Origin of the sequence: Nocardioides sp. HDW12B (assembly GCF_011299595.1) — a bacterium.
Lineage (GTDB): Bacteria > Actinomycetota > Actinomycetes > Propionibacteriales > Nocardioidaceae > Marmoricola_A.
This window is the reverse complement of sequence record NZ_CP049867.1, coordinates 1,452,492-1,473,405: the sequence shown is the minus strand read 5'-3', so window position 1 is coordinate 1,473,405 and position 20,914 is coordinate 1,452,492. Positions and strand designations below refer to the sequence as shown.

The window sequence follows — 20,914 nt, the reverse complement described above, 5'->3', positions numbered from 1 at the left end:
GCACCCGACCCTAGAGGGCGTCGGCCCGCTCCCCGGCGGCGGACCGAGGTCCGGCCCCGACCGCGGCACCGGCCACGCCGAGGACGAGGACCGCCGCGAAGGCGTTGAGGGCGCCGTAGCCCAGGAGCCCGACCACCAGCCCTCCCCCGACGCCGGCGGCCGCCGCGGCGAGGTTCATCAACAGGTCGGCCGTGCCCTGCACCCCGGTGCGGTGCGCGAGCGGCGCGGTCAGGGTCAGCAGCGCGGCGGCCGCGACGGTGCACAGCGACCAGCCGAGGCCCAGCAGGAACAGCCCGGTGCCGATCCGCAGCGACGCCCCCTCCGGTGCCGTGCCGCTCAGCGTCAGCGACGCCCAGAGCACGCCTGCACCGAGCCCCAGCACCGCACGCGGGCCGACCCGGTCCACCAGCGCGCCCACCAGCGGGGAGAGGAAGAACATCCCGAGCACGTGGATGCTGATCACCAGGCCGATGACCTCGAGGTCGGCACCCCCGTGGTCCATGTGCAGCGGGGTCATCACCATCACGGCGACCATCACGGCGTGCGCGGACGCCATCGCCAGGACCGCCGCCCCGATGCCCGGGTGGGCGCGCAGCAGCTCGCGCCGCTCGGTGCGGCTCAGGCGCGCGGGCGGACCGTGCAGGTCCTCGCCCGAGACCTCGCGGGCGAGCAGGAGCGGGTCGGGTCGCAGCAGGGCGGCCACGACGAGCGAGGCGGCGAGGGTCGCGACCAGGCTGACGAGGAACGGACCGGTGAGCACGGGCAGACCGACGGCGGAGGCGAGGTCGCCCGCGGGTCCGACGAGGTTGGGGCCGGCGACGGCGCCGACCGTCGTCGCCCACAGCACGAGCGAGAGCGCCCGTCCCTTGCTCCGGGCCGGGGCGAGGTCGGCGGCGGCGTAGCGGGAGGCGAGCGACGCGGCGGTGTTGGCGCCCAGCAGCAGCGCCCCGGTCAGCAGCAGGGCGAAGGAGCCGACCGCTCCCCCGACGACGCAGAGGCCCGCCCCGACGGCCCCGAGCAGGTAGCCCAGCGCCACCCCCGGACGGCGTCCGTGGCGCCCCATGACACGGGCGAGCAGGTAGGCCGCGCCGGCGGAGCCGAGGACCTGGACGGTCTGCACGAGCCCGGCCAGGGAGGCGTTGCCGGTGATGCGCTCGGCCAGGACGGAGGCGACGGCGATCCCGATCGTGGTGCCGAGCCCGCCGAGCGCCTGGGAGCCGACGAGCACCTGGACCGTGCGGGTCTGCGCGCTCGCCACCTCGGCGGCCCGCAGCGGGGCCTCAGACGCGGGGGCGTCCGACACGGGCACGTCCGTCACGGGGTCACCGCCGGCTCTCGGGCACCCCGAGCACGGCCGCGACGGCGTACCAGACCTGCTTGGGCGGCACACCCTGCTCGAGCGCCGCCTCCGGCGTGCGGCCGCCGAGCGCGCCGAGCACCTGCTGGCGCGCCCAGACCGGGGCGTACGCCGCCCCCAGCTCGGCCTCCATCCGGGCCCAGAACTCGGTGTGCCTCACGGTCCTCCTCAGGTGCGGTGCAGGTGCTGGTTGGTCAGGTCAGGTCAGGAGCAGCTTGCCGATGCGGCGCCCGGCGACGGTCATGCCGATGACGCCCATCGTGGCCAGGTAGGCGACCGAGACCAGCGAGGCCTCGCTCAGCAGGCCGGTGCAGAGCTCGCGCATGAGCACCACGGCCCGGTAGAGCGGCGTGACCTCGACCAGCCAGCGCCAGTCGCCGTACGTCTCGACCGGGTAGAACGTGGCCGAGAACAGGAACATCGGCATGATCGCGAGCAGCACCAGCTCGAAGTCCTGCCAGGACTTCATGAAGGTCGTCAGCGCCATCCCGACCCCGGCGAAGGCGAAGCTCGTCAGCAGCGCGGCGGGCAGGGCCAGCAGCGCCCACCACGACGACAGCAACCCCATCGCGAGCATCACGAGCAGGAAGCCGGTGGCGTAGAGACCGCCGCGCGAGACGGCCCACCCGATCTCGGCCCGGGCCACGTCGCGGGGCCCGAGCGGCGTGGCGAGCACGGCGTCGTACACCTTCTCGAACTTCAGCTTGAAGAAGACGTTGAACGTCGAGTCCATGATCGCGCCGTTCATGGCGGACGCGGCCAGCATCGCGGGCGCGACGAACTCCTTGTAGGGGATCTCCTCCCCCATGACGGTGAAGCCGCTGACGATGGCCCCGATGCCCACGCCGATGGAGAGCAGGAAGAACACCGGCTCGAAGAACCCGCTGGCCACGACGACCCAGGCCCGGCGCATCACCCAGAAGTTGCGCACCATGAGCGCGCCCGGGCCGCCGTGGTCGGGTCCGACCGGGCCGGAGCGGCCGAGCGAGCGCGCGAGGGCGGTGGTGACGACGGCCACGTCAGACCACCAGCCGTCCGGTGAGGCGGCGCACGGCCCACCAGCCGCCGGCGCCCGCGAGGGCGGCGAGGTAGGCGACGTGGCCCACCGCCGGCAGCAGGTCGAGGCCACCCAGGGCGGCGCCACGGCACAGCTCGACGCCGTGCCACAGCGGCAGCACCCGGGCGACCACCTCGAGCGGCGCCGGGAGGTTCTCCACCGGGAAGAAGGCGCCCGAGAACAGGAACATCGGGATGACGCCGATGCGGTAGATCAGCGCGAAGGACTGCTCGGACCTCGCCCCGGCGGCGTAGCCGTAGACCGGGAACGCGAAGGCGATGCCGGTCAGGACCGCCGCGAGCCAGGCACCCAGCGCGCCCGGGACCGAGGAGAACACGCCGAAGATGCCGACGACCAGCGCGAAGACCGCGGCGGTGAACCCCAGGCGCAGCACCACGAACGTCAGGTGTCCGGCCACGATGTCGCGCACCCGCAACGGCGTCGCGAGCATGCCGTAGTAGGTCCGGTCCCACTTGACCGCGCCCATCACCGGCCACGTGGTCTCGCTGGTGGCCAGCTGCATCGAGGCGGCCGCCATCATGCCGGGGGCGACGAAGTCGAGGTACGACGGCCCGATGCTCGCCGAGCCGGCGTCGTCGACGTACTGCCCGAGCAGGACGCCCATCGCGAGCAGGTAGAGGACCGGCTCGAGGAAGGACCCGATGACCGACCCCCGCCAGGTGCGACGGAAGCGGGTGAGCCAGTAGTCGCTCTGGCGCAGCACCATGGCGCGGGCGCCGACGGGGCCGTCGTCGCCCTGGTCGCGGCCGCCGCCGGGGTGGCTTGCCGGGGTGGTGGGCGCGCTCATCAGTCGACCAGCGTCCGGCCGGTCAGGCGCAGGAAGACGTCCTCCAGCGTGGAGCGGCGCACCAGCGCGGTCACCGGCTGGAGGCCGCGCTCGTGGACGTCGGCCAGCGACTTCTCGCCGTCGTGGGTGTAGAGCAGCAGCCGGTCGGGGAGCACCTCGACCCGGTCGGCGAGATCGGCGACCCGGTCGGCCAGCGCCTCGTGCTCGCCCACCGGGAAGCGCAGCTCGAGCACCTCGCGCGTCGAGTGCTCGCGGATCAGGTCCTGGGGCGTGCCCTCGGCGACCACGAGCCCGCCGTCCATGACGACGAGCCGGTCGCACAGCTGCTCGGCCTCGTCCATGTAGTGGGTGGTCAGCACCAGCGTGACCCCCTGCTGCTTGAGGCGGTAGAGCTTGTCCCAGAGCACGTGGCGGGCCTGCGGGTCGAGGCCGGTGGTGGGCTCGTCGAGCAGCAGCAGGTCGGGGTCGTTGATCAGCGAGCGCGCGATCGTCAGACGTCGCTTGAGGCCGCCGGAGAGGCTGTCGACCTTGGCGTCGCGCTTGTCGGTGAGCTGGAAGAAGGTGAGCAGCTCGTCGGCACGGGCCGCGATCGTCTTGCGGGCGATGCCGAAGTAGCGCCCGTAGATCAGCAGGTTCTCGCGCACCGTCAGCTCGTTGTCGAGCGTGTCCTCCTGCGGGCAGACGCCGAGCCGGGCCCGGACGGCGGAGCCGTCGGCGACCGGGTCGCGCCCCAGCACCTCGAGGTCGCCGCTGGTGGGTGGCGACACGGCCGCGATCATCCGCATGGTCGAGGACTTACCCGCCCCGTTGGGCCCGAGGAAGCCGAAGGCCTCGCCGCGGTGGACGGTGACGTCGATGCCCTTGACCGCCTCGAAGCCGCCGAACCGCTTGGTCAGGCCCCGGGCCGCGACCATGGTGGCGGGCAGCTCCGAGCGGTCCGCGCGGTCGTCCCCGCGGCGTACGTCGGTGCCGGCGCCGACGTACGCCGCGGTGACGTCGGGAGACCCGGGCCCGGGTGGGGTGGAGGAGGTCATGGACGCAACCTAACGCGCGTCGCCGACAGGACTCACCCCGGTTTGCCGGGGCACCCCGCGAGCCGCCCGGACCCGGCACCGTGGGTGGTTGTCGGTGCCGTCGGACAAGATGGTCAGCACGCGGGCGACGCCGTCCCGGTGCCATCTCGGGCCCGGGCGGCCGCGACGACAGGAAGCGACGGGTGCGAGCGTGAGCGACAAGGTCTGGGCGGGCTTCGGCGAGGCGACGCGGACGTGGTTCGGCGCTGCCTTCGCGGAGCCGACCCCCGCGCAGGTCGGGGCCTGGGGCGAGATCGCCGCCGGACGCAACGCGCTCGTCGTGGCGCCCACCGGCTCGGGCAAGACGCTGAGCGCCTTCCTGTGGTCGCTGGACCGCCTCGCCCAGGCGCCCACCCCGCCCACCAAGGAGCGCTGCCGGGTCCTCTACGTCTCCCCGCTCAAGGCGCTCGCCGTCGACGTCGAGCGCAACCTGCGCGCGCCCCTGACCGGCATCCGCCACACCGCCGCCCGCCTCGGCCTGCCCGAGCCCGACATCCGGGTCGGCACCCGCTCCGGCGACACCCCCGCCAACGAGCGGCGCGCCCTGGTCTCGAAGCCGCCGGACATCCTCATCACCACCCCCGAGTCGCTGTTCCTCATGCTGACCTCGCAGGCGCGGGAGGTGCTGCGCAGCGTCGAGACCGTGATCGTCGACGAGGTCCACGCCGTGGCCGGCACCAAGCGCGGTGCCCACCTCGCCCTCTCGATGGAGCGCCTGGACGCGCTGCTGCCGAGGCCGGCCCAGCGGATCGGGCTGTCGGCGACCGTGCGTCCCCTGGACGAGGTGGCCCGGTTCCTCGGCGGCAGCCGTCCGGTCGAGATCGTGGCTCCGCCCGCGCAGAAGCAGTGGGACCTCAGCGTCGTCGTCCCCGTCGAGGACATGTCGGAGCTCGGCGCCCCCGCGGCCGAGCAGGAGGGCCCGGCCGCCGGCGAGGAGCGCCGCACCTCCATCTGGCCCTCCATCGAGGAGGAGGTCGTCGACCTCGTCGAGCGGCACCGCTCCACCATCGTGTTCGCCAACTCCCGTCGCCTCGCCGAGCGCCTCACCGCGCGCCTCAACGAGATCGCCACCGAGCGTGCCGCTCCCGACGAGGACGAGCGGTCGCCGCAGGGTCCGGCCGCCCAGGTCATGGCGCAGTCGGGCCAGTCGGAGGGGGCCCCGGTCGTCATCGCCCGGGCCCACCACGGGTCGGTGTCGAAGGACCAGCGCGCGATCATCGAGGACGACCTGAAGCGGGGCCGGCTGCCCTGCGTGGTGGCGACCTCCAGCCTCGAGCTCGGCATCGACATGGGCGCGGTCGACCTCGTGGTCCAGATCGAGTCGCCGCCCAGCGTGGCCTCCGCCCTGCAGCGCGTCGGTCGCGCCGGCCACCAGGTCGGCGAGGTGTCGCGCGGGGTGCTTCTGCCCAAGCACCGCGCCGACCTCGTGCACACCGCTGTGGCCGTGGAGAGCATGCGCGCCGGTCGCATCGAGGCCATCCGGGTGCCGGCCAACCCGCTGGACGTGCTGGCCCAGCAGGTCGTGGCGATGACCTCGTTGGAGGACTGGAAGGTCGACGAGCTCTACGACCTGGTCCGCCGGGCCGCGTCGTACGCCGCGCTGCCGCGGGCCGCCTTCGACGCGACGCTCGACCTGCTGTCGGGGCGCTACCCCAGCGACGAGTTCGCCGAGCTTCGTCCCCGCGTGGTCTGGGACCGCGTCGCGGAGACCGTCGCCGGTCGGCCGGGCGCGCAGCGGCTGGCGGTCACCAGCGGCGGCACCATCCCCGACCGCGGCATGTTCGGTGTCTTCCTCGTCGGCGAGAAGGCCAGCCGGGTCGGCGAGCTCGACGAGGAGATGGTCTACGAGTCGCGCGTCGGCGACGTGTTCGCGCTCGGCGCCACCAGCTGGCGCATCGAGGACATCACCCACGACCGGGTCCTGGTCTCCCCCGCCCCCGGCCAGCCCGGTCGCCTGCCGTTCTGGAAGGGCGACCAGCTCGGTCGCCCGGCCGAGCTCGGCGAGGCCATCGGCGTGTTCACCCGCGAGCTCGGCACGCTCGACCGCGCCGACGCGGTCACCCGCTGCCGCGACGCCGGGCTCGACGACTGGGCGGCGGAGAACCTCGTCCGCTTCCTCGACGAGCAGCGTCAGGCGACCTCCGTGCTGCCGTCGGACCGGACGCTGCTGGTCGAGCGCTTCCGCGACGAGCTCGGAGACTGGCGGCTGGTGCTGCACTCGCCGTACGGCGCCCAGGTGCACGCGCCCTGGGCGCTCGCCATCGGCGTCCGGCTGGCCGAGCGCTACGGCGTCGACGCGCAGGCGCTGGCCTCCGACGACGGCATCGTCATGCGCATCCCCGAGAGCGACCAGGACCCGCCCGGTGCGGACGTCGTGGTCTTCGACGCCGACGAGATCGAGGACCTCGTCACCGCCGAGGTGGGCGGGTCGGCGCTGTTCGCCAGCCGGTTCCGCGAGTGCGCCGCCCGGGCCCTGCTGCTCCCCCGCCGCGACCCCGGTCGTCGCTCGCCGCTGTGGCAGCAGCGCCAGAAGTCCGCGCAGCTGCTGTCGGTCGCCTCGAAGTACCCCTCGTTCCCGATCGTGCTGGAGGCGGTGCGCGAGTGCCTCCAGGACGTGTACGACGTCCCGGCGCTGGTGGGCCTGATGAAGCGGCTGTCCTCGCGGGCGGTCCAGGTCTCCGAGGTGCACACCGACCAGCCGTCGCCGTTCGCCCGGTCGCTGCTGTTCGGCTACGTGGCGGCGTTCATGTACGAGGGCGACAACCCGCTGGCCGAGCGGCGGGCCGCGGCCCTCTCGCTCGACCAGGGCCTGCTCGCCGAGCTGCTGGGGCGTGCCGAGCTGCGCGAGCTGCTCGACCCCGCGGTGCTCGCCGCCGTCGAGCTCGAGCTCCAGAGGCTGGACCCCGAGCGCCGTGCCCGCGGTCTGGAGGGCGTCGCCGACCTGGTCCGGCTCATCGGCCCCCTGAGCACGGCCGAGGTCACCGCGCGCGTGCCCGACGAGTCGGCCGAGGAGGCCGAGGGCTGGCTGATCGCGCTCGCCGAGGCCCGCCGGGTGGTGCAGGTGCGGGTCGCCGGCGAGGCCCGCTGGGCCGCCGTCGAGGACGTCCCGCGGCTGCGCGACGGCCTGGGCGTCCCGGTGCCACCCGGCACCCCCGACGCGTTCCTCGACGAGGTGGTCGACCCGCTGGCCGACCTGGTGGGCCGCTACGCCCGCTGCCACGGCCCCTTCACGGTCTCCGACGTCGCGGAGCGCTGGGGGCTCGGGTCCGCGGTGGTGCGGCAGACCCTGCTCCGCCTCGCCGGCAACGGCCGCGTGGTGGAGGGCGAGTTCCGTCCCGCCGGCAGCGGGTCGGAGTGGTGTGACGCCGAGGTGCTGCGCCGGCTGCGGCGCCGGAGCCTGGCGGCGCTGCGCAAGGAGGTGGAGCCGGTCGAGCCCGCCACCCTCGGTCGCTTCCTCCCCGCCTGGCAGAACGTCATCATCGACACCCCCGACCCGCCGGGCGGGCAGCGCAACGGGCGCGCCCCCGCGGGCGCGCCCCGCTCACGACGCTCCGGGCTGCGCGGCGTGGACGGGGTGCTCACGGTGGTCGAGCAGCTCGCCGGCTGCGCCGTACCGGCCAGCGCGCTGGAGACGCTCGTGCTGCCGAGCCGGGTCGAGGACTACACCGGCGCCTACCTCGACGAGCTCACCGCCACCGGCGAGATCGTGTGGGCCGGTCAGGGCACCCTGCCGGGCAAGGACGGCTGGGTCAGCCTGCACCTGGCCGACAGCACCCACCTCACCCTGCCCGAGCCGACGGCGTACGACGAGACGCCGCTGCACCGCGGGGTGATCGACGCGCTCGAGGGGGGCGGGGCGTACTTCTTCCGCCAGCTGAGCAACGCCGCCGGTGCCACCGACGACGCCGCGCTGCTGCAGGCCCTGTGGGACCTGGTGTGGTCGGGACGGTTGACCAACGACACCCTGGCGCCGCTCCGGCTGCTGGGGTCGTCGGGGCGCACCGCCCACTCCGGCCCTCGTCGCGCCGCGCGTCCGCGGCGCTCGTCGCGACCAGGGCGTCCGCGCCCCGACCTGCCGACCCGCAGCGGTCCGCCGACGGCCGCCGGGCGCTGGTCGCTGCTGCCCGAGATCGAGCCCGACGCGACCCGTCGCTCCCACGCCTCGGCCGAGGCGATGCTCGAGCGGCACGGTGTCGTGACGCGCGGCGCGGTCGTCTCCGAGCGCGTCCCCGGCGGCTTCGCGGGCGTCTACAAGGTGCTGTCCGCGTTCGAGGACTCCGGCCGCTGCCGGCGGGGCTACTTCGTCGAGGGCCTGGGTGCGGCGCAGTTCGGCGCTCCCGGGTCGGTCGACCGGCTGCGCACGTTCTCCCGCGAGCTCGGGGGCGAGGGCGACCCGCAAGCCGCCCGCGCCGCGGTCGTGCTCGCGGCGACCGACCCCGCCAACCCGTACGGCGCCGCGCTGCCCTGGCCGGACCGGTCGGGCGAGGCGGCCGCCCCGGAGGGCGCTGGAAACGGTGCTGCCAACGGTGCGGGGGGCGGCTCCTCCGGGACCGGCCACCGCCCGGGCCGCAAGGCCGGTGCCCTGGTGATCCTGGTGGACGGCTCGCTGGCGGTCTACCTCGAGCGGGGCGGCAAGACGCTGCTGACGTTCACCGACGACCACGACGACCTGGCGGCGGCCACGACCGCGCTGGCGGGCGCAGTCCGTCGCGGCGCGATGGGGAGGCTGACGGTCGAGCGGGCCGACGGCGAGCCGATCCTGGGCAGCACGGAGCCGTTGCGCGAGGCGCTGGCGCAGGCCGGCTTCGTGGCGACCCCGCGGGGGCTGCGGATCCGTGGCTGAACACCGTGCCTGAGGGCGACACCGTCTGGCGCACGGCCCGGTCGCTGGACCGTGCTCTGAGCGGGCACCTGCTGGTGACCTCGGACTTCCGGGTGCCCGAGATCGCGACGGTCAACCTGTCCGGGCAGCCGGTGGTGGAGACCGTCGCCCGGGGCAAGCACCTGATGACGCGCATCGGGGAGGCGCACACCCTGCACACGCACCTGAAGATGGAGGGCTCCTGGCACCTCTACCGGCCCGGCACACGCTGGCGGCGGCCGACGCACCAGGCTCGCGTGGTGCTCACCACCGAGGAGTGGGCGGCGGTCGGCTTCAGCCTCGGGGTGACCGAGCTGCTCCCGCGCGCCGACGAGGAGTCGGTCGTCGGCCACCTCGGCCCCGACCTGCTCGGTCCCGACTGGGACGAGGCCGAGGCCCTGGCGCGGCTGGGAACCGAGCCCGACCGGCCCGTCGTGGAGGCGTTGCTGGACCAGCGCAACCTCGCCGGCATCGGCAACATGTACGCCGCCGAGCTGTGCTTCCTCGCCGGCGTCCGACCCCACGCACCCCTCGGCGCCGTCGCGGACCTGCCGCGCCTGGTGCGTCGGGCCAAGGCGCTGCTCGAGGTCAACAAGGAGCGCGCCCAGCAGGCCACGACGGGCGACCTGCGACGCGGACGCACCCACTACGTCTACAGCCGGGGTGGTCAGCCCTGCCGTCGCTGCCGTACCCGCATCGAGCGCGGCACGCACGGCGTACCTCCGCGCGACCGGGTCACCTTCTGGTGCCCCACCTGCCAACCCGCCTGAGGTCCCTCCGAGGCGCGCTGAGGTGCGGGTCAGGCGGCGGAGGCGACGACGTCGCCGTCGGCGGCCGGGCTGGAGACCTTGTCCGAGCGCAGCTCGAGCGGGCGGACGCGGACCAGGGCGGCGGCCTCGGCCAGCGCCACGGCGTCGGAGACCTCGGAGAGGATCTCGGACAGCGGCACGTCCAGGGCGGCGCAGATCGAGGCCAGCAGCTCGCTGGAGGCCTCCTTCTGCCCGCGCTCGATCTCGGACATGTAGCCCAGGCTCACGCGGGCGTCGCCGCAGAGCTGGCGCAGCGTGCGCCCCTGCTCGAGACGGCGGCGGCGGAGCACCTCACCGAGGAGACGGCGGAACAGCACCATGTCGCGCTCCCGTCCTCTCGGTCGTGGCCGGTGGTCCGGCCTCGTGGTTGGACCAACCTACTACTCAACCCCAACGCTTCCGTGCCCATTCCACCGCCTGTCCGGCGGTCGTGTCGTGGGGTGGCTACGGTAGCGGCCATGCCCCTCCCCATCGAGGACTACGCCCTGATCGGCGACACCGGCACCGGCGCCCTCATCGGGAAGGACGGCTCGGTCGACTGGCTCTGCCTCCCCCGCTTCGACTCCCCCGCGTGCTTCGCCGCACTGCTGGGCGACCGCGACAACGGTCGCTGGCTGATCGGCCCGGCTGCGCTCAGCCAGGGTGACGACGACGAGGTCGAGGTCTCGCGTCGCTACGTCGGCGACACCTCGATCCTCGAGACGACGTTCACGACCCCGACTGGGGTCGTCACCGTCACCGACGCCATGCCCGTGGGCGACGGACGCGCCGACCTGGTCCGTGTCGTCGAGGGCGTGGAGGGCACGGTCCGCGTGCGCCACGAGTGGATCGTCCGCTTCGGGTACGGCGGCATCCGCCCGTGGGTGCGCCGCGAGCAGCAGGACGGCCAGGAGATCATCATGGCCGTCGCCGGCCCCGACCGGCTCGTGCTGCGCGGCTCCCGGCTCCCCACCCGCGAGGACGGCCACCACGTCGACGAGTTCGACGTCGGCGCGGGCGACCGGCTCGAGTTCGTGACGGTCTGGAACGCCTCGCACCACGAGATCCCCGACGCCGGCGACGTCGCGGCCCGCGTGGAGGAGACCCGCGAGCTGCTGCAGGCCTGGGCCGACCACTGCAGCTACGACGGGTCCTACCGCGACGCGGTGGTGCGCTCGCTGCTGACGCTGCGGCTGCTGACCCACGGCGGCACCGGCGGGATCGTGGCCGCGCCGACGACGAGCCTGCCGGAGGACTTCGGCGGCAGCCGCAACTGGGACTACCGCTACTGCTGGCTGCGCGACGCGTCGATGACGCTGGGCTCGCTGCTGCGCTCCGGTTACCGCCACGAGGCGAGCCTCTGGCGCTCCTGGCTGCTGCGCGCGGTCGCGGGCGACCCCCAGGACCTCCAGATCGTGTATGCCGTCGACGGCGGCCGTGACCTGCCCGAGCGCGAGCTCGAGCACCTGGCCGGCTACCAGGGCTCCTCCCCGGTGCGCATCGGCAACGGCGCCGTCGGGCAGCAGCAGGCCGACGTCTTCGGCGAGGTGCTGGCGGCGCTGCACCTGGCCCGCTCGACCGGGTTGGAGGACTCAGCGGACTCCTGGTCCCTGCAGCGGGTCCTCGTCGAGCACCTGGCCCAGCGGTGGCAGCAGCCCGACCACGGCATCTGGGAGATCCGCGGCGAGCAGCGGCACTTCACCCACTCCCGCGTCCTGGTCTGGGTCGCCTTCGACCGCGCGGTGCGGGCCGTCGAGGAGGACGGGCTCGAGGGACCGGTCGAGCGGTGGCGCCAGGTGCGCGACGACGTGCGCGCCGAGATCCTCGAGCGCGGCGTCGACCGCGAGCGCGGCACCTTCACCCAGCACTACGACACCACCGAGGTCGACGCCTCGCTGCTGGTGCTGCCCGGGCTGGGCTTCATCGACGGCGACGACGAGCTGATGCTGGGCACGATCCGCGCCATCGAGGAGGACCTGTTCGAGGACGGGCTGGTACGCCGCTACCGCACGTCCTCCGGGGTCGACGGCCTCACCGGCGAGGAGTACGCGTTCGTCGCCTGCTCGTTCTGGCTCGTCTCGGCGTACGCCGCTGCCGGTCGCCACGACGACGCGACCGCCCTCTTCGAGCGGCTGCTGGAGCGCCGCAACGACGTCGGGCTGCTCGCCGAGGAGATCGACCCGGTCTCGGACTGCCAGGCCGGCAACTTCCCGCAGGCGCTGTCGCACCTCGCGCTGGTCGACGCCGCGCTGGACCTCGCTCAGTCCGCCGGCTGACCGCTCTGGCGGCGCTGCGCTCGGACGGTGTCGCGGACGTACTCGACGCCCGTCCACACCGTGAGGGCGACTGCCGCCGCCATCGCGGCCAGGCCGATCCACCAGACCACGAGGCCGACCGGCTCCCAGCCCCCGTCGAGCTGGCGCAGCGGCATGATCAGCAGCGCGAGGGCCAGCGTCTGCACGACGGTCTTGAGCTTGCCGCCGCGGCCGGCGGGCATCACGACGCCGCGGCGGATCAGCCAGAAGCGCATCACGGTGATGCCCCACTCGCGGATCAGCACCACCACGGTCACGGCCCACCACAGCTCGCCGATGATCGACAGCCCGACGAAGGCCATCCCGGTCAGCGCCTTGTCGGCGATGGGGTCGGCGATCTTGCCGAAGTCGGTGACGATGTCGTGCTTGCGGGCGAGGTCGCCGTCGATCTTGTCGGTGACCATCGCGGCCCCGAACAGCCCGAAGGCGACCCAGCGCCACCCGGTCGAGCCGCCGTCGTCGACGAGCAGGGCCCAGGCGAAGAACGGCACCATGACGATGCGCAGGGTCGTCAGGGCGTTCGGCACGTTCCAGTTGCTGGGTGCCGGTCGGTCGCTCATCGCTCGCCCTTCGTCCACCGGGGTCATCCTGCCGTCTCCGGCAGCGCGGTCGCCAACAGGTCGACGCCGCTGGAGCCGGTGACGCGGGCGCGCACCAGGTCCCCGACCCCGACGGGTGCCGTCAGCGCGTCGAGCCCGCCGACGGTCGTCGTACCGTCCACCTCGGGGCCCTGCTGCTCCACCCGGCCCTCGACCTCGTCGCCGTCGACGCGCTCCACGAGCACGGCAACCTCGTCGCCGACCCGGTCCTCAGCACGCTGGGCGGTCAGCTCCTCGACCAGCCCCGTGACGTGGCGGACCCGCTCGGCGACCTCGGCCTCGTCGATCTTGCCGTCGAAGCCGGCCGCCTCGGTGCCGTCCTCGTCGGAGTAGCCGAAGACGCCGACGACGTCGAGGCGCGCCCGCTCCAGGAAGTCGGTGAGCACCTCCACGTCGTCCTCGGTCTCGCCGGGGAAGCCGACGATGACGTTGCAGCGCACGCCCGCGGTCGGGTCGAGGGTGCGGATCGACTCCAGCAGCCCCAGGAAGCTGTCGGGGTCGCCGAAGCGCTTCATCCGGCGCAGCACCGTGGGTGAGGCGTGCTGGAAGGACAGGTCGAAGTACGACGCCACCCCCGGCGTCGTGGCGATGGCGCGCACCAGGTCGGGCCGGGTCTCGGCCGGCTGCAGGTAGGACACCCGCACCCGCTCCACGCCGTCGATCCCGGCGAGCTTGGGCAGCATCGTCTCGAGCAGCCGCAGGTCGCCGAGGTCCTTGCCGTAGGACGTCGAGTTCTCGCTGACCAGGAACAGCTCGCGCACGCCCTGCTCGGCCAGCCAGCGCGCCTCGCCGAGCACGTCCGAGGGTCGGCGCGAGACGAAGGAGCCGCGGAAGGACGGGATCGCGCAGAAGGTGCACCGGCGGTCGCAGCCGCTGGCGAGCTTGAGGGGAGCCATCGGTCCGGTGTCGAGGCGTCGGCGGACCGGGCGGGGTCCCGAGGCGGGCGCCACGCCCACGGGCAGGTCCGGCGCCGCCACCGTGTGCCCCGGTACGACGACGTCGACGGCGGCTCCGCCCCGCTCGGCCGGCGCGATCGGGAGCAGGTGCCGCCGGTCCTGGGGGGTGTGGGCGGCGTGGGTCTCGCCCGCCATGATCCGGCGCAGCCGCGCGGAGATGTCGGGGTAGTCGTCGAAGCCGAGGATCGCGTCGGCCTCCGGGAGCGCCTCCGCCAGGTCCTTGCCGTAGCGCTCGGCCAGGCAGCCGACCGCCACGACCGACTGCGTGCGGCCGGACTCCTTGAGGTCCGAGGCGGCGAGGAGCGTGTCGACCGAGTCCTTCTTGGCGGCCTCCACGAAGCCGCAGGTGTTGACCACCACGGCGTCGGCGTCCTCGGGGTCCGAGACCAGGGCGAAGCCGTCGGCGGCCAGCCGCCCGGCCAGCTCCTCGGAGTCGACCTCGTTGCGGGCGCAGCCCAGGGTCACCAGGGCGACAGTGGTCGGGGGCTGGGAGGTGGTGGGGCCGCTCACGCGGGGTCGCCGCGTCGGGCCTGCTCGCGCAGGCGCCGGATCTCGGCGGCCTCACGCTCGTCGTCGGTCATCTCGTGGTCGTCCATGGGGTCCATCGTCTCGTCCCTGCTCGGCGGCGCCTCCACCGGGCGGGCGTAGGGGAAGACGTCGGGCTCCTGCGCCCCCATACCGGGGAACACCTCGACCGGCTCGTCGTACCCCGAGGGCTCGGTCGCGGGTCCCGCCGCAGCGGCGGGCTGCTCCTCGTCGCGGTCGGCCGCGAACAGGTCCCGGTCGGCCGCGAACAGGTCGCGGTCACGGCTGGAGGTCGTGTCGTCGGCCGCGGCGTACCCGCGTCCGGTGGCCTCGTCGGCCCAGCTGCGCCAGTTCTCCGCCGCCTCGGTCCACTCGTCCTTGGGTCGGCGCGGCTCGCCACCGGCACCGAGGCGGGCCGGTCGCGACCAGAGCTCCTCGGCCTCCCAGGGGGCCGGACCGTCGGCGGTGCTCACCGGGAACGGCGAGCTCGGGTCGTCGGCGTCGACGGGGAGCGGCGTGCCCACCGCGGTGGGCGTCGGCTGCTCCTCGTCGTCCGCGGGGTCGGACGCCTCGGGCTCGACGACCGGGGGCGCGACGGGCACGTCCTCCCACACCTCGACGCTCTCGCGTCGCACGCTCCACACGACCACGGTGGCGGCGCCGAGCAGCGCCGACAGCAGCAGGAACGACCACAGCTGGCCCAGCAACCAGGTCATGGCGTGCTCGCCCCGCCCTCGCCGGGCGTGTCCGTCGGCGCCGTGGGGGCGGACGCCTGCGGCAGCACGCGCGCGATCACCAGCGCGGCCACGGCCGCGCCGGCGGCGAAGCAGAGCACCACCAGGAAGGCCACCTCGACGTACCAGCGCCACATGTCAGCTGCCCTCCGCACTGATCTCGCCGCGCTGGTTGCGCTGCACCGCGGCCGCGGTGTCGGCGTCGTCGACCGGGAACTGGTCGCCGTAGCCGCGCGCCTCCATCCGGCTGCGGTCCACACCGTTGCGCACGAGCAGGTCGACCATGACCTGGGCGCGCTGCAGAGACAGCGTCGAGAAGTCGGGGGTGTCGTCGTCGGAGTGACCACCGACCACCACGTCGCCGACCGGGCACTCCTTGAGCACCCGGGCGGCGGCCCCCACGAGCGCCTGGCCCTCGGAGGTGAGCTGGGTGGACGCCCCGGCGAACGGGATCCGCTGGTTGTTCGTGGCCTGGTCGAGCTCGCGGGCGAGCGACTCGCAGGTGCGGCGCTGCTTGGCGTTGGCGAACGCCTGGGTGGTCTCGACCTCCGCGACGCCGCTCACGCCGGCGACCACGCGCTCGACCTTGTCCTCGTCCTCGCCGGCCGGGACCGCCGCCGTGACGCTGCGCCCCTCGAGGGTCACCGCCACCTTGCCGAGGCCCTTGGCAGCCAGGCGCTTGTCGACGTCGGCGGCGAGCGCGGTCTCCACCCCGTCGCGCTGCGTGTACGTCGCACCGGCCGCCAGGGCGGCCGCGAGCAGCAGGGCGGTGAGCCAGAAGGCGCCGCCCAGCGGTCGACGGACCCGGCGACGGCGCGTGACCAACCGCTGCTCGGTCCGCGACGCGCCGTCGGGGGCGGTGCCGGCGTCGGCTCCGTCCTGCGGCGACTCCGCGGGTGACTCGTCCTTCATCCGACGCTCCTGAGAGGGAACGGTGTGACGCCCGGTGCGAGTGGGGCGTCTCCCGACGGCATCGAACGTAGCAGCGAGCGGGCCTGCGAGGGGCGGAAGAGACCGATCCGCGACCTCACCGGGAGGGGGCCTGGAACACCTTCGTCGCCGGCTGAGCGGTCTCGCCGAGGAACCCGAGGTCGCGTCCGGCGACGGTGACCGACACCGCGCCCCCGTCGTCGGTGGTGACCGTGACCGGCGGGGTGACGGTGAGGGTCTTCACCTCGCCGATGACCAGGTCGCCCTCGAAGACCAACGCGCCACCGGCGTCGCGGACCTCGACGTTGGCCCCGGCCTGGACCGCCGCGATGACGGCCTGCACCGACGCCGCCGGGGCGGCCGCCTCCGGCTCGCCGAAGCCGTTGCCGAGGCCCGAGGACCCGTTGAGCACCGGCGGCGGGGCCTCGAACGCCGTCTCGGAGTCGACCGAGAACAGCCGCACGGCGCTCCAGATCAGCACCAGCGTCAGCACCGCGCCGATCATCAGCGCCCAGTTCGGCCCGCCGCGGGTGCTGCGCATGCTGCCGGTGAGACCGGTGGCCAGCTCGGCCTCGAAGACGCGGCGGGGGCTGATCGGTGCGGTCGCGTAGCGGCTGTCGAAGGCCGCCAGCATCGGAGCCGGGTCCTTGCCCAGGACGCGGGCCAGGGTGCGGATGTGGCCGCGGGCGTAGAAGTCGCCGCCGCACGGGGTGAAGTCGTCGACCTCGATGGACTCGATGACGTGGGGCCGGATGCGGGTCCGGTCGGCCAGCTCGTCGACGCTGAGACCGACCCGGGTGCGCGCGGCGGCCAGGTCGGGCCCGATGACCGGGTCGTAGGCGGGGTGCGGCTCGAACTCCTCGATCACCAGGGGTGCGACGGGCTCGCCGAGGCGCGAGATGGCCCGCACCTTCGATGAGGCGTAGGCCGACACCTGGCTCGGCATGCTGGTCTTCGGGTCGAGCGGACGGACGCCGTCGCGCTCGGCGCTGACCGTCGGGTCCGGCTCCGGGTCGGTCGTGGGACGGACCTCGGGAGCGGCGTGGAAGGCGGCCGCGCCGCCGTACGCCGCCGGCGACCCACCGGTCGCGAGGTCGTCGTCGAGGTCGGGGTCGAGCGGCTCGACCGACTCCTCGACGTCGGAGACGGTCTCCTCGGTGCGCGAGCTGCGACGCAGCCACCGGAGGCGACGGTCCCCGGCGGGGCGCGGCTCCTCGGTGCCGTCGAAGAAACCGGCGACGTCCGTGCGGTCGAGGCTGTCGGGGCCGTCCACCCGGTCGAGGCTGTCGGGCGCCGCGGCGCCGTCGGTCCCCCACGCAGTGCCGTGGTCGGCGCGGTCGGTGACGCCGTAGGAGGTGTCGTGGACTGTGCCGTAAGCCGTGTCAAAGGCCGTGTCAGGGGTCGTGTCAGGGGCCGCGTCGTAGCCGGCGTCGTCGGTCGCGTCGGTGTCGTGGTCGGGACGCCGCGCGGCCGGGACCGTGTCGGCCTCCGGCTTGGGCTCGGGCAGGAGGGTGACGACCTCGGCGCGGCCGTGGGCCAGCTCGGCGATGCGCTCCTGCAGGGTGTCCTCGGTGGCGTGGCTGATGCGGGTGGTCAGGCCGAGCGGGACGGCGAGGACGGCGCCGTACATCTTCTGGTTGAGGCGGGCGTGACGGCGGGCGCGACCTTCGATGCCCTCGATGGCGCGGTGCATGTGGTGCAGTGAGACGACCAGCCGGCCGTCACGCAGCGCGCCGCGGCGCGGGGTGACGGTGATGCGGTCCACGGCCTCCCAGGGCAGGCCGCGCCACTGGCGACCCAGCCGGAAGCGGACGCCGAGCTCGTCGGCCACCAGCAGCGGCAGGCGGGCGTCGAGCAGGTTGCGGAACAGGCCCACGCTCAGGACCGCGAGGACCGCGCACAGCATCCAGTCGAACGTCGCGCCGGTCGAGACCGCACGCCAGAGGTAGGCGATCGCGATGGCCGAGGTGGCGACCCCGAGCAGCAGCGAGACCGCGGCCTGGTGGCGCACCTCGATCTGCTCCGGGGCGCTGCCGCGCTCGGGCGCCGGGCCGCCGGGGCCCTCCTCGGGCTCGAGGCCGTCGCTGTCCTGACCGGCGGACTTCTCGATGGGCTGTGCGCTCATTGCTCTCCCTGCACAGTGGCGATGACCCCGTCCAGGTCATCAGGCTTGATGAGGACGTCGCGGGCCTTGGAACCCTCGCTGGGACCGACCACGCCCCTGCTCTCCAGAATGTCCATCAACCGACCCGCTTTGGCGAAGCCGACACGCAGCTTGCGCTGCAACATCGAGGTGGAACCGAACTGCGTGGACACCACGAGCTCGATCGCGGCGACCACGAGGTCGAGGTCGTCGCCGATGTCGTCGTCCAGGTCGCGCTTGGCGGCGGCCGGAGCGGTGACGTCGTCGCGGTAGGCCGGCTGCAGCTGCTCCTTGCAGTGCTTGACGACCTGGTGCACCTCGGCCTCGGTGACCCACGAGCCCTGCACGCGCACCGGCTTGGAGGCGCCCATCGGCAGGAACAGGCCGTCACCCTGGCCCACGAGCTTCTCCGCGCCCGGCTGGTCGAGGATGACCCGGCTGTCGGCGAGGCTCGAGGTGGCGAAGGCGAGTCGCGACGGCACGTTGGCCTTGATGAGGCCGGTGACGACGTCGACGCTGGGTCGCTGCGTGGCCAGGATCAGGTGGATGCCGGCGGCACGCGCGAGCTGGGTGATGCGGACGACGGCGTCCTCGACGTCGCGCGGGGCGACCATCATGAGGTCGGCGAGCTCGTCGACGACCACCAGGAGATACGGGTACGGCGCCAGCACGCGCTCGCTGCCCTGCGGCACCTGCACCTTGCCGGCCCGGACGGCCTTGTTGAAGTCGTCGACGTGGCGGAAGCCGAACGCGGCGAGGTCGTCGTACCTCATGTCCATCTCGCGCACGACCCACGCCAGCGCCTCGGAGGCCTTCTTGGGGTTCGTGATGATGGGCGTGATCAGGTGTGGGATGCCCTCGTAGGCGTTGAGCTCGACGCGCTTGGGGTCCACCAGGATCATGCGGACCTCGTCGGGCGTGGAGCGCATGAGCAGCGAGCTGATCATCGAGTTGATGAAGCTCGACTTGCCGGAGCCGGTCGCGCCCGCCACCAGCAGGTGGGGCATCTTCGCAAGGTTGGCGACCACGAAGCCGCCCTCGACGTCCTTGCCGAGCCCGACGATCATCGGGTGGTGGTCGTTGCGGGCGTTGTTCGACCGCAGCACGTCGCCGAGGGAGACGATCTCCTTGTCGATGTTGGGGATCTCGATGCCGATGGCGCTCTTGCCGGGGATCGGCGAGAGGATCCGCACGTCGGCCGAGGCGACGGCGTAGGCGATGTTCTTGCCCAGCGCGGTGACCTTCTCGACCTTGACCGCGGGGCCGAGCTCGACCTCGTAGCGCGTGACGGTCGGGCCGCGGGTGTAGCCGGTGACCTGGGCGTCGATGTCGAACTGCTCGAGCACCTCGGTCAGCCGGGCCACGACCTCGTCGGAGGCCTTGGAGCGCGCCTTGTGCACGCTGCCGGGCTTGAGGACCTCGTTGCCGGGCAGTGAGTAGGCGATGTCGCCGGACAGCGCGAGCTGCTCGACGCGGGCGGGCAGCGGGGTGTGCGGCGGCGGCTCGACCTGCTCGGAGGGCTCGTCGCGCTCCTCCCCCAGGCCGGCCATCGCGACCGCGACCGCGTCGGGGGCCGCCGCGGCGGCGTCGGAGGCGGCCGAGCGTCCGCGCTTGCGGCGTCCGACCGAGGGGTCGGGCTCGACGGCCACCGGGCTGTCGTAGGCGGGGTCGCCCTCGGGGGTGAAGTCGTCGTCGGTGCCGGCCATGGCGCCCTGCCGGCGGCGGGTGCGGCTGCGGCGGGTGGGCTGCTCGGGCACGACGGCGGCGGCCTGCTCCTCGGCGTCGCCGTGGCGACGGCCGAGCATGAGGTCGCGGGCGGCGGCGAAGCGCTCGGGGATCTTGTAGACCGGCGTCGCGGTGACCACCAGCAGACCGAACAGCGCCATGAGCACCAGCAGCGGCACCGCGACGTAGGTGCTGCGCAGCAGGTCGGTGGACAGCGAGCCGACGACGAAGCCGACCGCTCCCCCGGCCTCGTGCAGCGCCTGGGTCTGGGTGCCGCGCGGGCTGCCGTGGCTGATGTGGATGAGCCCGAGGACGCCGAAGAGCAGCGAGCTCCAGCCGATGACCTGGCGCCCGGCCGGGCCGGTGCTCTCGGGGTTGCGCAGGGTGACGACGCCGATGCCGACGAGCGCCAGCGGGACGAACCAGCCCAGGAGGCCGACGGAGCCGTTGACGACCGTGCGGGTGGTCTCGCCGACGCCTCCCGGCAGCCGCCACCAGACCGAGGCGGCCACGACGACCGCGAGGCCGATGAGCGTCAGGCCGAGGCCGTCGCGACGGTGGTCCGCGTCGAGGTCGCGGGCCGCACCGGTGACCCGGCGGACCGCACCCCCGAGGACGTGCGCGATGCCGAGCCACAGCCCGGCGAGGCCGTGGCCGAGCGCGGTGAAGGCACGGAGGATGGGGCCAGGTCCGCTGCGTACGGCGCGGGGTGCGGGGCGCTTCCTCGACGAGGAGCCCTTGCCCGAGGTACGACGTGCCTGGCTGCCGGACGACCGCGACTTCGAGCTGCTGGTGCTCCGCGAGCCCGATCCGGAGGTGCTCCGGGTCGAGGTCTTGGTGCTGCCGGTGGCTCGCGACCGCGGTGGGGAAGACGTACGGGTCGCCATGCGGGCGAATCTACGCGACCGCCACTCCCGTCACACGGTTCCCACGCCGCACACCCACCCCTCCGCTGCCCTCCGCCGTGTCACGCGGGTCCAGCCATGTGCGCAGGACCAGGCACGTAACCCAGGACCACGCATGTAACGCGGGGTTATGGACGC

General features: G+C 73.9%; 16 protein-coding genes. 3 read left to right on the top strand and 13 right to left on the bottom strand.

Annotated features, from left to right (window positions below; translation table 11 throughout):
- Positions 1–10 precede the first annotated feature (10 nt).
- Genes G7072_RS06955 through G7072_RS06935 form a run of 5 tightly spaced genes read right to left on the bottom strand, consistent with a single transcriptional unit; the run spans position 11 to position 4,136 of the window.
- Positions 11–1,318 (bottom strand): MFS transporter, encoded by a 1,308-nt coding sequence (locus G7072_RS06955; RefSeq protein ID WP_240917183.1) that lies wholly within the window; start codon positions 1,316–1,318, stop codon positions 11–13.
- Positions 1,319–1,322: 4 nt separating this feature from the next.
- Positions 1,323–1,517, bottom strand: a complete 195-nt coding sequence (locus tag G7072_RS06950) for a DUF3046 domain-containing protein (protein ID WP_166084881.1) — start codon at positions 1,515–1,517, stop codon at positions 1,323–1,325.
- Positions 1,518–1,556: 39 nt separating this feature from the next.
- Positions 1,557–2,375, bottom strand: a complete 819-nt coding sequence (locus G7072_RS06945) for an ABC transporter permease (RefSeq protein WP_240917182.1) — start codon at positions 2,373–2,375, stop codon at positions 1,557–1,559.
- Position 2,376: 1 nt separating this feature from the next.
- Positions 2,377–3,222, bottom strand: coding sequence for an ABC transporter permease (locus G7072_RS06940; RefSeq protein ID WP_206063310.1), 846 nt, complete (start codon positions 3,220–3,222; stop codon positions 2,377–2,379).
- Positions 3,222–4,136: an ABC transporter ATP-binding protein gene (locus G7072_RS06935; protein ID WP_166089795.1), complete on the bottom strand. Its 915-nt coding sequence runs from the start codon at positions 4,134–4,136 to the stop codon at positions 3,222–3,224. The genes G7072_RS06940 and G7072_RS06935 overlap by 1 nt, the downstream gene beginning before the upstream one ends.
- A 310-nt stretch (positions 4,137–4,446) precedes the next feature.
- On the opposite strand from G7072_RS06935, the gene G7072_RS06930 reads away from it, so the two are divergent.
- Both G7072_RS06930 and G7072_RS06925 read left to right on the top strand, forming a co-directional pair.
- Positions 4,447–9,138 (top strand): ATP-dependent helicase, encoded by a 4,692-nt coding sequence (locus G7072_RS06930; RefSeq protein ID WP_240917181.1) that lies wholly within the window; start codon positions 4,447–4,449, stop codon positions 9,136–9,138.
- Between the two features lie 5 nt (positions 9,139–9,143).
- On the top strand, positions 9,144–9,926 hold the full coding sequence (locus tag G7072_RS06925; RefSeq protein ID WP_166084880.1) for an Fpg/Nei family DNA glycosylase: 783 nt from the start codon (positions 9,144–9,146) through the stop codon (positions 9,924–9,926).
- A 29-nt stretch (positions 9,927–9,955) separates the two neighbouring features.
- Here the strand turns inward: G7072_RS06925 and G7072_RS06920 are convergent, their stop codons facing one another.
- Positions 9,956–10,285, bottom strand: a complete 330-nt coding sequence (locus G7072_RS06920) for a helix-turn-helix transcriptional regulator (RefSeq protein WP_166084879.1) — start codon at positions 10,283–10,285, stop codon at positions 9,956–9,958.
- Positions 10,286–10,423: 138 nt separating this feature from the next.
- Between G7072_RS06920 and G7072_RS06915 the strand changes: the two genes are divergently transcribed.
- Positions 10,424–12,220 carry a glycoside hydrolase family 15 protein gene (locus G7072_RS06915; RefSeq protein WP_166084878.1) on the top strand — a complete coding sequence of 599 codons (1,797 nt, stop codon included), beginning with the start codon at positions 10,424–10,426 and terminating at the stop codon, positions 12,218–12,220.
- Here the strand turns inward: G7072_RS06915 and pgsA are convergent.
- From pgsA to G7072_RS06880, 7 genes are all read right to left on the bottom strand, one after another.
- A complete protein-coding gene (gene pgsA / locus G7072_RS06910) occupies positions 12,205–12,819 on the bottom strand; it encodes a CDP-diacylglycerol--glycerol-3-phosphate 3-phosphatidyltransferase (RefSeq protein ID WP_166084877.1) in 615 nt (204 codons plus the stop codon). The genes G7072_RS06915 and pgsA overlap by 16 nt on opposite strands.
- A 23-nt stretch (positions 12,820–12,842) precedes the next feature.
- The gene (gene rimO / locus G7072_RS06905; protein ID WP_166084876.1) at positions 12,843–14,324 is read right to left on the bottom strand and encodes a 30S ribosomal protein S12 methylthiotransferase RimO; all 1,482 of its coding nucleotides are present in this window, start codon (positions 14,322–14,324) and stop codon (positions 12,843–12,845) included.
- On the bottom strand, positions 14,321–15,055 hold the full coding sequence (locus G7072_RS06900; RefSeq protein WP_166084875.1) for a hypothetical protein: 735 nt from the start codon (positions 15,053–15,055) through the stop codon (positions 14,321–14,323). The genes rimO and G7072_RS06900 overlap by 4 nt, the downstream gene beginning before the upstream one ends.
- The gene (locus tag G7072_RS06895; protein WP_166084874.1) at positions 15,052–15,210 is read right to left on the bottom strand and encodes a hypothetical protein; all 159 of its coding nucleotides are present in this window, start codon (positions 15,208–15,210) and stop codon (positions 15,052–15,054) included. Before G7072_RS06895 ends, G7072_RS06900 begins: the two co-directional genes overlap by 4 nt.
- Position 15,211: 1 nt before the next feature.
- Positions 15,212–15,985: an OmpA family protein gene (locus G7072_RS06890; protein ID WP_166084873.1), complete on the bottom strand. Its 774-nt coding sequence runs from the start codon at positions 15,983–15,985 to the stop codon at positions 15,212–15,214.
- 115 nt (positions 15,986–16,100) lie between these two features.
- Positions 16,101–18,128, bottom strand: coding sequence for a helix-turn-helix domain-containing protein (locus G7072_RS06885; RefSeq protein WP_166084872.1), 2,028 nt, complete (start codon positions 18,126–18,128; stop codon positions 16,101–16,103).
- Positions 18,125–20,758, bottom strand: a complete 2,634-nt coding sequence (locus G7072_RS06880; RefSeq protein ID WP_166084871.1) for a DNA translocase FtsK — start codon at positions 20,756–20,758, stop codon at positions 18,125–18,127. The genes G7072_RS06885 and G7072_RS06880 overlap by 4 nt, the downstream gene beginning before the upstream one ends.
- Positions 20,759–20,914: the final 156 nt, after the last annotated feature.

Excerpts from the sequence above, each read along its gene's own strand:
- G7072_RS06880 (WP_166084871.1), bottom strand. The coding sequence starts at position 20,758 with ATGGCGACCCGTACGTCTTCCCCACCGCGGTCGCGAGCCACCGGCAGC.
- G7072_RS06940 (WP_206063310.1), bottom strand. The coding sequence starts at position 3,222 with ATGAGCGCGCCCACCACCCCGGCAAGCCACCCCGGCGGCGGCCGCGAC.
- G7072_RS06920 (WP_166084879.1), bottom strand. The coding sequence starts at position 10,285 with ATGGTGCTGTTCCGCCGTCTCCTCGGTGAGGTGCTCCGCCGCCGCCGT.
- pgsA (WP_166084877.1), bottom strand. The coding sequence starts at position 12,819 with ATGAGCGACCGACCGGCACCCAGCAACTGGAACGTGCCGAACGCCCTG.
- G7072_RS06900 (WP_166084875.1), bottom strand. The coding sequence starts at position 15,055 with ATGACCTGGTTGCTGGGCCAGCTGTGGTCGTTCCTGCTGCTGTCGGCG.
- G7072_RS06935 (WP_166089795.1), bottom strand. The coding sequence starts at position 4,136 with ATGGTCGCGGCCCGGGGCCTGACCAAGCGGTTCGGCGGCTTCGAGGCG.
- G7072_RS06885 (WP_166084872.1), bottom strand. The coding sequence starts at position 18,128 with ATGAGCGCACAGCCCATCGAGAAGTCCGCCGGTCAGGACAGCGACGGC.
- G7072_RS06915 (WP_166084878.1), top strand. The coding sequence starts at position 10,424 with ATGCCCCTCCCCATCGAGGACTACGCCCTGATCGGCGACACCGGCACC.
- G7072_RS06895 (WP_166084874.1), bottom strand. The coding sequence starts at position 15,210 with ATGTGGCGCTGGTACGTCGAGGTGGCCTTCCTGGTGGTGCTCTGCTTC.
- G7072_RS06890 (WP_166084873.1), bottom strand. The coding sequence starts at position 15,985 with ATGAAGGACGAGTCACCCGCGGAGTCGCCGCAGGACGGAGCCGACGCC.